We start from the raw sequence: 12,681 nt of genomic DNA, 5'->3' as shown, positions 1-12,681 counted from the left end.
TTTTAAAACTTACAGGATTTGATTAACGTCTTCCGCCACCGCCGGATCTTCCACCGCCGCCGCCGCCGCCGAAGCTTCCGCCACCACGGGAACCGCCAAAGTTACCTCCGGAATTATAGCTTCGTGTAGGAGCAGAATAGTTGCTGTTGCTACGGGTTCCGCTATTGTTGGAGTTGTTATAATTGTAATTACGGGTTCCTGAGTTATTATTGTTGTAATTATAATTACGGGTTCCGGAACTGTTCGTGTTGTTGTAATCCCGTGTAGCGCCATTGTTGTAATTTCGCGTTCCGTTATTATAGTTACGGGTTCCGTTGTTGTAATTGTTGTAATCTCTTGTTCCGGTACCGTAAGTTCGGTTAAAGTCAACATCTCTACGGCTGTTGTAATTGCGGGTTCCGGCATTATTATATCCATATATGGAGTTGTTATAGCGTCCGTTATAGTAGGCCGATCCGCCTCTTGTTCCGCCATAATAAACGCGGTTGTTGTAGTAGCCATTGTACCATCCCGGGCCATACCAACTGTTCCAGCCCCATCCCGGTCCGTACCAGTTATTCCAACCCCATCCGTAGTTTGGTCCATACCAGGAATTCCAACCCCATCCAAGACCGATGCTCCATCCGGAACCGTAGTAACCGCCATTCCATCCCCATCCGTAATAAGGAGTGTACCAGGAATTCCAGTAACCTCTGTTCCAGTACCAGGAATCGTTGTTGTATACGTTAACAGTAACATTACTTGAATTGTCACCCCATCCGGCATATCCGGTAGTGCCGGCATACTGATCGCGGTTTGCTGTTACACTTGAGATAGAATCCTGCTGACCTTGAGAAGAGTAATTGTCCACATCTGTAAAAATACCGTTGTTAGCATCTTTCTGAAGGTCGCTGAAGTAGTTTTTGTAATTATTGGCCTGCGCCATGTTCTGTTCGCTGTATCTGTTGTTGTAATCACTTCGCGGTCTTTCAGAACCGTAAACACCGTCATGATCGTAATAAGACGCGTTTTGGTAAGAACCACAGGAGGATACCACAAGTCCGAAGAATCCAATTACGGAGTAAATGGATAGTTTTCTGCTGGATAGGTAATAAGTTTTCATATCTCTGGGTATTTTTATTGTTGGACAACACAAAAATAGTTAGTTTTGTCAAACTATTTAGTTAAAATAAGTAAAACAATATTTGTGCCAAACTAATCAAAATGAGTAAGAACTTAACAAAACGATCAGAGGATTATTCGAAATGGTATAACGAACTGGTTGTCAAAGCAGACCTGGCTGAGAATTCAGGAGTTAGAGGTTGTATGGTTATCAAGCCATACGGTTATGCTATTTGGGAAAAAATGCAAGCCGAATTGGATAGAATGTTTAAAGAAACAGGACATCAGAACGCATATTTTCCGTTGTTTGTTCCCAAAAGTATGTTTGAGGCAGAAGAGAAAAATGCTGAAGGATTTGCGAAAGAGTGTGCGATTGTAACGCATTACAGGCTGACAAATGATCCTGAGAATAAAGGAAAATTAATAGTAGATCCAAATGCAAAACTGGAAGAAGAATTAATTGTTCGTCCAACCAGTGAAGCAATTATTTGGAGTACCTATAAAGGATGGGTGCAATCCTATCGTGATTTACCATTGTTAATCAATCAATGGGCGAATGTAGTGCGTTGGGAAATGAGAACGCGTTTGTTTTTGCGAACAGCTGAATTTTTATGGCAGGAAGGACATACGGCGCATGCTACGAAACAGGAAGCATTGTCAGAGTCGGTACAAATGATGAATGTATATGCTGATTTTGTAGAAAACTTTATGGCTATTCCGGTAGTAAAAGGAGTTAAAACGGAAACGGAGCGTTTTGCAGGAGCAGATGAGACCTATTGTATCGAAGCGTTAATGCAGGATGGGAAAGCATTACAGGCCGGTACGTCACACTTTTTGGGTCAAAATTTTGCCAAAGCGTTTGATGTGAAATTCTCCAATGCCGAAGGGAAACAGGAGCATGTATGGGGAACGTCTTGGGGTGTTTCGACCCGTTTGATGGGGGCTCTGGTAATGACACATTCCGATGATAATGGTCTGGTGTTGCCGCCAAACTTAGCGCCAATTCAGGTAGTTATTGTTCCGATTCATAGAAACGACGAGCAATTGGAAGCAATCTCGGCTCAGGTAAACGAATTGGTAAAGCAATTGCGTAAACTGAAAATTGCTGTAAAATACGACGACCGTACGACGCATAAGCCAGGATGGAAATTCAATGAATATGAGTTGAAAGGAGTGCCGGTGCGAATAGCTATTGGTCCAAACGATTTGGAGAATGGAACTTATGAAATTGCCCGACGCGACACTTTGACAAAAGAAGTGGTTGCGAAAGACGGTGTAGTGACGTATATTCAGGACTTGTTGGAGACGATCCAGGAAGAAATGTTTACACGTTCATTAGCATTCCGAAATACGCATATAACCGAGGTAAATACGTTTGAGGAGTTTAAAGACGTACTTGAAAATAAAACCGGATTTGTTTCGGCGCATTGGGATGGAACGGCAGAAACCGAAGAAAAGATTAAAGAACTTACCAAAGCTACGATTCGTTGTATTCCATTGGATAGAAAAGAAGAAGAAGGCAAATGTGTGCTAACGGGTTCGCTATCAAAAGGTAGGGTGTTTTTTGCGAAAGCGTACTAAAAAAAAATCGAAAAAAAATAGAGTTGTTCTTGCGAGATTGAAAAAATGTTGTACTTTTGCATCCGCAATAAAGCAATAAAGGTCCGTTCGTCTAGGGGTTAGGACGCCAGGTTTTCATCCTGGTAACAGGGGTTCGATTCCCCTACGGACTACAAAAGAGTATTACGCGGTTAATACGAAATTTATTGAAATAATGGTCCGTTCGTCTAGGGGTTAGGACGCCAGGTTTTCATCCTGGTAACAGGGGTTCGATTCCCCTACGGACTACGAAAAAAAGAAATGTAAAAAGACTTAATCAATTTTAAGAAAATGGCAAATCATAAGTCGGCTTTAAAAAGAATCAGAAGCAACGAAAAGAAAAGAGTATTAAACAGATACCAACATAAAACTACACGTAACGCGATCAAAGCTTTACGTATGGCAACTGATAAAGCAGAAGCGTCAGCTAAATTAGCTGCAGTTATCTCTATGATCGACAAGTTAGCTAAGAAAAATGTTATCCATGATAACAAAGCTTCTAACTTGAAATCAAAACTAACGAAGCACGTTGCTAAATTAGCTTAAGCTAATTGAAACACGATATAAAAACCAAGCTCTCTTTGACGAGAGCTTTTTTTGTTGTTATTATTTTGTTATTATTTTGCTAACTACTTAAAAATTAGCATGTTTATTAAAAAATAAATTGTAATTTCGCACCCTCAAAAATTATTTATGACTTCTATCAGAAACATTGCAATTATCGCTCACGTTGACCACGGAAAGACAACTTTGGTTGACAAAATCATGTATCACTGTCAGTTATTCCGTGAAAACGAGAATACCGGAGACTTAATTCTTGATAACAACGATTTGGAACGTGAAAGAGGGATTACAATTACCTCTAAGAACGTATCGGTGACCTACAAAGGGACAAAGATTAACATTATCGATACTCCGGGCCACGCCGATTTTGGTGGAGAAGTAGAACGTGTATTAAACATGGCCGATGGTGTATTGTTGTTGGTGGATGCCTTCGAAGGACCAATGCCACAAACACGTTTCGTATTACAGAAAGCGATCGACTTAGGATTAAAACCATGTGTGGTGGTAAACAAAGTGGATAAAGAAAACTGTACTCCGGAAGAAGTTCATGAAAAAGTATTTGACTTAATGTTTGAATTAGGAGCAGAAGAGTGGCAGTTGGATTTCCCAACCGTTTATGGTTCTGCTAAAAATAACTGGATGTCGACCGACTGGAAAAACCAGACGGAAAACATCGAGCCTTTACTAGACATGGTGTTGGAACATATTCCGGCTCCAAAAGTATCAGAAGGAACGCCACAGATGTTGATCACTTCTTTGGATTTCTCAAGCTTTACCGGACGTATCGCTATCGGACGTTTACAAAGAGGAGAATTAAGAGAAGGAATGAATGTGTCTTTGGTAAAACGTGATGGAAAAGTAATCAAATCTAAGATTAAAGAATTACACGTTTTTGAAGGAATCGGAAGACGTAAAATCGATCAGGTTGTAGCAGGTGATATTTGTGCGATCGTGGGATTGGAAGGATTTGAAATCGGGGATACTGTTGCTGATTTTGAAAATCCGGAAGCATTGGCAACTATCGCAATCGATGAGCCAACAATGAGTATGTTGTTTACGATTAACGATTCGCCATTCTTTGGAAAAGAAGGGAAATTTGTAACTTCCCGTCACATTAAAGACAGATTGACTAAAGAATTGGAGAAAAACCTGGCATTACGTGTGAATGAAACCAATAGTGCTGATAAATTTTTGGTTTTCGGACGTGGTGTACTACACTTGTCGGTATTAATCGAAACAATGCGTCGTGAAGGATACGAATTACAAATCGGACAGCCACAGGTAATCATCAAAGAAATTGACGGTGTTAAATGTGAACCGGTTGAGGAATTAACAATCGACTTACCAGAAAATCTTTCCGGTAGAGCGGTAGAATTCGTAACCTTACGTAAAGGTGAAATGTTGAGTATGGAGCCAAAAGGTGACCGTATGATCATTAAATTCTATATTCCGTCACGAGGAATTATCGGATTGCGTAACCAATTGCTAACGGCTACGGCTGGTGAAGCGATTATGGCACACCGATTCCTGGAATATCAACCGTTTAAAGGTGAAATCGCAGGACGTATTAACGGATCGTTAATTTCGATGGAAAACGGTAAAGCGATTCCGTATTCAATCGATAAATTACAGGATCGTGGTAAATTCTTTGTTGATCCAAACGAGGATATTTATGAAGGTCAGGTGATCGGTGAGAACTCTCGTGGAGATGATATGGTGGTAAACGTAACCAAAACGAAAAAATTAACCAACGTACGTTCTTCCGGAGCAGATGATAAAGCCCGAATTATTCCGGCAATCAAATTCTCTTTAGAAGAAGCATTAGAATACATCCAAAAAGACGAGTATGTAGAGGTGACACCAAAATCATTACGTCTTCGTAAGATTTATTTGAACGAAAATGATCGAAAACGATTTAAAATCGACTAATCATAAAAATAAAAAACCGCTTTTAAAGCGGTTTTTTTTATAGCTATAAAAAAAGACCGGATTTCCGGTCTTTTTTGTAATATATTATTCCTGTTGTTTTAAACTACGAATTTGTTTTAACTTATCTTTCCAGGTTTTTAATTCTTCCTTATGGCGATCAATGTTTTTGTTGATCTCTTTAATAAAAGGATTGTCTGCCTTGGCGTTGGAAATAAACTGAATGTTGTTCTCCAATTGGAAAATTTCGCTTTGAACTTCGTCAATCTTACGCATGATAAAGATCTGCTCGTTTTCCAGTTTTCGGGAGTCATCACTATCGGCCAATTGCTCCAAACGGTTGTTGAATTTCACCATTTCAGCTTCTTTTTTCGATAAGCTTAATTTGTCGAATAAAGCATCCAGTATTTTGTTGAATTTCCCTTCGATATGACGACGGGCGTGTGGCACGCGTCCAAAACCTTTCCAGTTCTCGATATGCAGTTTGATAGCATCAAGGTCGGCTTTGTGTTCTCCGGTTAACTGGAAGTCTTTTAATTGATCCAGATAGTTCTTTTTCTTTTCAAAGGCATCCACTTCTTCCGAATTGGCTTCGTTGCGCTTCGCATGTAATCGATCGAAATAATGATTACAAGCGTCTTTAAAGTCTTTCCAGATGCTATCGGAATATTTACGCGGCACATGTCCGATCTTTTTCCATTCTTCCTGGATTTGCTTCATGATCGGGGTTGTAGCATTAAAATCGTCGTTATCTTTTAAAGAATTGGCTTTTTCAACTAAAGCCAGTTTTTTATTCAGGTTGTCCTGTTGGTCTTTTTTGATGTCTTTGTAGAACGAGTTCTTCTGAGCGTTAAAATTGCGAACAGCGTTTTTAAAAGCAGTCCAGGTGTCTTCGTTTACTTCCTGTGGTACTTTTCCGGTTTGGAAGAAAGCCGTTCGTAAGGCTTCTATTTTTTCAATCTGACCTTGCCATGCGCTGTGAGCGGTAATAGTTTCATTGGAAACGGCTTCAATTTGTGCGATGATTTCCTTTTTCTTAGCCAGATTTTCTTCTTCTTTTTCTTTGGCTTTGGCTACCAGTGCTTCCCGTTTGTCGTGTAACTGACGGGTTAGTTCGCTAAATTTATTCCATAATTCCTCACGGTGTTCGCGGGATACGGGGCCAATTTCTTCTTTCCAGATTTTATGTAACGATTGTAATTCGCGGAAAGCTTTGGTTACATCGCTTTCGTTTACCAATTCTTCAACGCGTGCAATGATTTTTTGTTTTTGCTCCAGATTGTGTTTGAAATCCAAATCACGTGCCTCACGATCCAAATGCAGGTGGTCGTAAAAACGCTCGATATGGAAATGGAAATTATTCCATACGTGGTTGTATTTGTCACGCGGGATCGGACCGGCATTTTTCCAACGCTCACGCAATTCATTTACACTTTTTAGAGTGTCCTGAATGCTTTCTCCCGGATTGTCGATCAGACTTTTCAGTTCTTCAATAATTGCCTGACGAACATCCAGGTTGTGTTTCAGGTTGTTTTGAAGCTGTTTGAAGTGCTGGTTTTTTAAGTCTTTATAGTGATTGTAGATAGAGTCGAATTTGTTTTTTAACGGATAGTGATAGTCAAAACCGGTCACATCACCGTTATTTTCATGGCTGTATTCATCTCTTTTCTCATCGATAAAGTGATGGTATTTGTCCATAAAATCTTTTCTGATTTCCTCTACGTGGTTTCGGATGGATACCACCTTCTGATTGGTCATCAGTTTTTCAAGTTCGGCAACCAATTCCTCCATAGACATGGCTTCATAGTGAAGCATCGGGATATCATGACCTTCGGAAATGGCATCGTCTTCGCCTTCCTCGGCATTGGAATTTTCGATGGCTTCTATGGCAGATTGTTCTGCTGTTGGAACGGTTTCTTCGCCTTTAATTTGTTCCTGTCCGTCTGCCTCTGGCAGGTTATCATTCTTTTCTTCTAACATTGTTGAAATGCTTAAGTTTAACATTAATTGAGTGGAAAGATACTAAAAGCATACGGAAAAGGCAAAAGAAAAATGGGATAAAGTGCGTATTTTTTGCTATAAAGCGATATCTGATGTCAGTTTTTTTGCACTTTTGTAAGTGCTGATACCAAAAGTAAAAAAATAAAGACGGTTAAAAAGCCGTCTTTATTTTTGTTTTTCAGTCCAGATATCCCAGGCTTTTTCCGCCTGAAAAACGAGCATGTCGAAGCCATTTTTAATTTTGGCCCCTTGCGATCGCGCTCGTTTTAAGAATTCGGTTTCTTCGGGATTATAAACCAGATCAAACGCAATGTGTTTGTCGGTAAAAAGGGAGTAATTCAGTTCCGGACAATCCTGTATATTCGGAAATGTGCCTAGTGGCGTGGTGTTGATAATGATTTGATATTCGTTAAAAAGAGTATCGTTCAGTTCGCTATACGAATATTCACATTCGGTAGCATTCCGGGAAACGAAGTCGTATTCAATTTTTAATTTCTGTAACGCGTAGGCTACGGCTTTACTGGCACCGCCAGTTCCCAGGATAAGGGCTTTTTGGTGGTGTTTTTTAAGCATCGGTTTTAAGGCTTTTTTAAAACCGTAAAAATCGGTGTTATAGCCTTTGGTTTCACCTTTTTTGGTAATACGAATGGTGTTTACGGCACCAATTACGGCTGCATTTTTAGAAAGTTTGCCTAAAAACGGAATTACAGCCTCTTTATACGGAATGGTAACGTTCATTCCTTTTAGGTTTTTAGTTTCGGAAAGGATAGTGGGAAACGCTTCGATAGTAGCGATATCAAAATTGACATAACTATGGTTGTTAAGTCCGAGGTTTTCGAATTTTTCGGTAAAATATTTTTTCGAAAATGAATAACTGATGTTTTTTCCGACTAAGCCGAATTTCCTTTTCTTAACTTTTTTCATAATAAAAAACGGTTAATTAAATGAATCAATTAACCGTAAAGATACTGGTAAAATATGGTATTTGGATGCGTCTTATTCGTTTAATTTCTGATACTCTTCGATCTGTATACGAATCGCTTTCTGATTCCAGATTACCGGGAATAATTCTTCCAAAAGTGTATGATTGTTAAAGTTTAATCGCAAACCGTTACTTAAGTGGACTTTTCCTTTTTCTTCGTCGTGAAGCATATAGTACAATCCGGCCAAACGGTATTCGATTTCGTATTCTTCCGGGAAAAACTCCGATGCCTGCAATAAGGTTTGTACAGCACTGTCGAATTCACCTAAAAATTGCAGCAAATCAACCCAGAACAACCAGGTATCCAGTTGGTAATCGCCAAACTCTACGGCTTTGCGGTAACCATATTCGGCTTCTTCAAAAAAGCTCAACTGTTTGTTGATGGCGCCATAGCGTTTCCAATACAGTTTGTTTTCGTTGTCAATGCCAATTGCTTTGTTAACATAGTACAGGGCTTTCTGGAAATTGCGCTGACGGATATAAAAATCGGTTATTGCAATCCAGGCTTTATCCAACAACGGATCTTCGTGTACCGTTTTTAAATAAAACTGTAGCGCAACATCGGTTCTTCCAAGGCGTTCGTGGCATTTTCCGATGCGTAAAAGTGCAAAAGACGTCGGATCGTCCAATTCCATAGTGATGTTGTAACAATCGATCGCTTCCTGGTATTTTTTTAGTTTTTCCAGTGCTTTGGCTTTTTCGAGATAGGCCCCTAAAAAACTTTCATCAATTAGCGTGGCATAATCGAAAGCGCGAACCGCCTGCTCGTAGTTTTTTACCGTATAATACTGGCGACCTAATTGATGCCAGGCTACTTCACTATACGGATTACGGTCGATAAAACCGTTTAAGAAAAGAATCGCATCGTCGTTCTGATCCAGAAAATCGAAACAATAGACTACGTTGTATAAAGCGGAATGATCTTCGGTGTCGTTTTCCAGACACTTGATAAAGTTTTCCTTGGCCAGTTCCAGATTGTCCATAAAAAGGTACTCCATACCGATAAGCGAATATACATCGGCATAATCGTCGGTATAGCGTAAAGCGATCTGTAAAAGCTCTACGGCTTTGTCGTGCTGGTCTTTTTTGGAATAAATATTGGCTTTCTGAATATAGATTTCTTCGTTGGTTGGTTCGATAGCGTATAAATCATTTAATAATTTTTCGGCTATGTCCAGCTTGTCGTCAAAAACCAGAAGCTCCACCTGAACCAGTTTTAAACCGGTTGATTTTGGATGTTGTTCCAGCCCCAGTTTCAGGGCTTTTTTGGCTAAATTGATTTTACCCGTATCGAGATAATGAAGAATGATATCTTCAAACTCTTCGGAGTCAAAGAAGAATACCTTGTTAGTTTTCAACATTGATTCGAACTTTGATAAGGATAAACTATTATCTTCTTCCTCGTGACTCAAATTCATACTCCAGTTGTTTAAAATTATCCTTATTAAAATTAGGAAAGGTTTGTTGTTTTTTCAGAAATCGGGATGATATGTTGTGAACAATTTAATTAACAATTCTTGGTTGTTCACAAGGGATTACATCTCGTTCATGACTTCATTCATAGCTTCAATAATGATGCCACATCCTTCTTCGATTTCTTCGTTGGAAAGCGTCAGGGGAGGTGTAATGCGTATGGCACGGCCTTCAAATAATAACCAGAATAAAATCAATCCTTTTTCCTGACATTTAAAAATGACTTTATTGGTGATTTCAGGACTTTCTGTCATGGGAGCCAGCATTAAACCTTCGCCACGAATTTCGGTGATCAACGGATGTACCAATAATTTACGGAATAATTTTTCTTTTTCCAATGCCTGTTCCATCAAATCCGTTTCGACTAATTCCTGTAAAGTTGCCAGACACGCAGCTGCGATCACCGGATGACCTCCAAAAGTCGTAATATGTCCTAGTTTAGGGTCGTGACTTAAAAGATCCATATGCTTTTCGTTGGCTGTAAAAGCACCAACCGGCATACCGCCACCCATTCCTTTACCCATAACTACGATATCCGGAACGACATCGTAATTCTGGAAGCCGAATAATTTTCCGGTTCTTCCGAAACCGGGCTGGATTTCGTCTAAAATCATCATAGCACCCACTTCGTCGCAACGTTGGCGTACCTTCGTTAGAAAGCCGTCAAACGGTTGAACAAAACCGGCACCACCCTGAATGGTTTCGAGGATAATTCCGGCGGTTTTGGTTGTTATTTTTTGTAAATCTTCTTCGTTGTTAAATGTGATAAAATCCACATCGGGAATCAAAGGACGGAATACTTGTTTGCGCTCTTCAAAGCCCATTACGCTCATTGATCCCATAGTATTGCCATGGTAGGCATTAAAACAGGAGATCAGCTGACTTCTGCCGGTTGCACGACGGGCTAATTTTAGCGCGCCTTCAGTAGCTTCCGTTCCGGAATTAACCAAATAGGTCTTGTTTAATTTGGGTGGCATATTTTCAGCCAGCAATTTACAAAGAGAAACCGACGGATCCTGTGCATATTCACCATATACCATTACATGGGCGTATTTGTCCAGTTGGTCTTTAATAGCATTGGTTACACGTGGATGTTGGTGTCCTAATGTACAAGCCGAAACGCCGGCAACAAAATCGAGGTATTTTTTTCCTGTAGTATCGTAAATATAAGAACCTTTGGCGTGTGAAACTTCCATGGCTAACGGGTGCGGGGAAGTTTGCGCCTGGTATTTATAGAAATCCTGAATCATTTTTTCTTGGTGTTTTTCGCTTTTGCTTTCGCTTTTTCTTTTTTAGGAGGCTTGCCGTATTCTAATGTCTCTTTGCTGGCTTCCATTGGCTTTTCATTTTCGAGATCTTTAGCAAGGCTTTCTTTTAATATTTGTGCGTCCAAGGCGAGTTCTTCCGGTGGAAAGATGTCGTCTTTGGATTTGATGCGTTCGTCGCCACGCCAGACAAAACCGCGTAGTTTCCGTGCATTTTCCGGAAACTGATCCGGTGGATAACTGTCGCTTTTCGGATCGACATAGGCGGTCATGGTTTGTATTTTATTGTCTTCCAGTTCGAGATGTATCCGACTGCTAACGCCTTTGTCGATCATTTCCAGCTCGTTTTTGTCGTTATACATATAGTAGATCTTTTCGGTATTTTTGACTAAATCGACGGTGGAAAGTTTATTGTCTTTGAATTTACCGAATAAGTCTTGTCCTTTTACTTGATTATAGCCGGTTCCCAGTGTATCTTTTTGTACGATAAAAGCATTGTTGAGTACTTTTAAGGAATCCAGTTTTTCAGTTTGATTATTGCCGATAAGATGAATCACGTCGCCAGTCATTTGGCTTTCATTGTTCCACAGTACCGGTTTCCCAATAAGTTGGGTTAATCCTTTTTTCTGATCGGAATGAATCGAATCACATTTTCCGCTCATATCAATTTTGTAGATACGGGCGTTGTTAAAACCACGGACGATCCGTTCACCCTGTTTTCCGGTAACCAGTAATTTTTTGGCATGGATATACACCGAATCGTTTTCGACCAGACTGGAAAGTAGTGCTTTTTTGGTGATAAACATGGAATCCTGTTTTTTATACACTTCGGCATAATGTCCGCGGACAATCATTTTGTTGATGGTGTCGGTGATTTTGACATTGTCTGTGGCGGAGGAAAAATCCCGTTTCCGATCGTAAAATATCTTATCGCCTTTAATAAGCCTGTTGTCGTATTTAATCGTGGAATTTTTGGTTAGTGTTGCCAGATCCTTTTTGGTGTCGTAAAACCCTCTTTCGGTGTAAATCACATTGTCTTTACTCGTAATTGTAGACGGACCGAAAACATAGGCATGTCCGGAATTGTCGTAAAAATCCAGGTGATTGGATTTGATCACGCACTGTGGATTGGTTACGGTTACCGCGGTAAGGAACTGGTATTTTTTTTCGGTCAGAAAATAACGACCGGATTTGCTTTTTAGCGTATTGTCTTTGTTGATAATGGTACCGTAGGAATTGTAGTAAGCCTGTTGGATATTCCGGTCAAAATTTAACGTATCGGTGGTTAAAGTCGATTCGGGTGAACGCAAGATAACCTCACCGGAAGCATAGGCAAACTTTTCGTTGCCGTTGTATTCGGCATAACGGCTATTCATAAAAATGGTGTCGCCCTGGTTCATGATTACATTACCAAAAGCCTTGGCGTAATTTTCTTTTTCGAAAAAGTAGAGTTTGTTACAGTTGATCAATACGCCATCATGTTCGATCTGAACATTACCGGTAAGAATAGAAGCGCCCGGGATTTCATTTTGATTACTGTCGGTGAAATCCGTATGGATAATCTGGATTGTTTTTTTTTGTTGTGCCACTGCCGAAGTAGAACACCAAATACTGAAACTTATAAGAAAAAGAAAGAATTGCTTCAAAGTCTGAAATTTTGTGCCAAATTTAAGTAAAATCTACGAACGGGATTTTTAATTAAGAATAATTTATTAAATAATTAAAATATGGAAAAAATAAAAAAACGCCTCCGTTTGGAAGCGTTTTCAG

The 12,681-nt window shown here is 39.8% G+C and carries 9 protein-coding genes and 2 tRNA genes; 5 read left to right on the top strand and 6 right to left on the bottom strand.

What is annotated here, in order from left to right:
• Positions 1–22: 22 nt before the first annotated feature.
• Positions 23–1,102 (bottom strand): hypothetical protein, encoded by a 1,080-nt coding sequence (locus ABFU83_RS10935; RefSeq protein ID WP_347065910.1) that lies wholly within the window; start codon positions 1,100–1,102, stop codon positions 23–25.
• Between the two features lie 101 nt (positions 1,103–1,203).
• Here ABFU83_RS10935 and proS point away from each other — a divergent pair, with 101 nt between their 5' ends.
• From proS to typA, 5 genes are all read left to right on the top strand, one after another.
• Positions 1,204–2,682, top strand: coding sequence for a proline--tRNA ligase (gene proS, locus ABFU83_RS10930; protein WP_347065908.1), 1,479 nt, complete (start codon positions 1,204–1,206; stop codon positions 2,680–2,682).
• An 80-nt stretch (positions 2,683–2,762) separates the two neighbouring features.
• A tRNA-Glu gene (locus ABFU83_RS10925) sits at positions 2,763–2,834 on the top strand.
• 43 nt (positions 2,835–2,877) lie between these two features.
• Positions 2,878–2,949, top strand: a tRNA-Glu gene (locus tag ABFU83_RS10920).
• A gap of 42 nt (positions 2,950–2,991) precedes the next feature.
• Positions 2,992–3,246 carry a 30S ribosomal protein S20 gene (gene rpsT / locus ABFU83_RS10915; RefSeq protein ID WP_347065907.1) on the top strand — a complete coding sequence of 85 codons (255 nt, stop codon included), beginning with the start codon at positions 2,992–2,994 and terminating at the stop codon, positions 3,244–3,246.
• 147 nt (positions 3,247–3,393) lie between these two features.
• Entirely contained in the window at positions 3,394–5,193 is a 1,800-nt protein-coding gene (gene typA / locus ABFU83_RS10910; protein ID WP_136402412.1) for a translational GTPase TypA, read from the top strand.
• Between the two features lie 84 nt (positions 5,194–5,277).
• On the opposite strand, the gene ABFU83_RS10905 is transcribed toward typA, so the two are convergent.
• The 5 genes from ABFU83_RS10905 to ABFU83_RS10885 all read right to left on the bottom strand — a co-directional run bounded on the left by ABFU83_RS10905 (position 5,278) and on the right by ABFU83_RS10885 (position 12,557).
• Positions 5,278–7,170 carry a DUF349 domain-containing protein gene (locus ABFU83_RS10905; protein ID WP_347065905.1) on the bottom strand — a complete coding sequence of 631 codons (1,893 nt, stop codon included), beginning with the start codon at positions 7,168–7,170 and terminating at the stop codon, positions 5,278–5,280.
• A 186-nt stretch (positions 7,171–7,356) separates the two neighbouring features.
• On the bottom strand, positions 7,357–8,115 hold the full coding sequence (gene aroE, locus ABFU83_RS10900; protein ID WP_347065903.1) for a shikimate dehydrogenase: 759 nt from the start codon (positions 8,113–8,115) through the stop codon (positions 7,357–7,359).
• A 72-nt stretch (positions 8,116–8,187) separates the two neighbouring features.
• Positions 8,188–9,591, bottom strand: coding sequence for a tetratricopeptide repeat protein (locus ABFU83_RS10895; protein WP_347065901.1), 1,404 nt, complete (start codon positions 9,589–9,591; stop codon positions 8,188–8,190).
• A gap of 117 nt (positions 9,592–9,708) precedes the next feature.
• The gene (locus ABFU83_RS10890) at positions 9,709–10,896 is read right to left on the bottom strand and encodes an aspartate aminotransferase family protein (RefSeq protein WP_347065899.1); all 1,188 of its coding nucleotides are present in this window, start codon (positions 10,894–10,896) and stop codon (positions 9,709–9,711) included.
• Entirely contained in the window at positions 10,893–12,557 is a 1,665-nt protein-coding gene (locus ABFU83_RS10885; protein ID WP_347065897.1) for an OstA-like protein, read from the bottom strand. Before ABFU83_RS10885 ends, ABFU83_RS10890 begins: the two co-directional genes overlap by 4 nt.
• Positions 12,558–12,681 lie beyond the last annotated feature (124 nt).

This window comes from Flavobacterium sp. WV_118_3 (genome assembly GCF_039778605.1).
Taxonomy (GTDB): Bacteria; Bacteroidota; Bacteroidia; order Flavobacteriales; family Flavobacteriaceae; genus Flavobacterium.
Note: the sequence above shows the minus strand (reverse complement) of the source record. Positions and strands in the feature narration are given on the sequence as shown.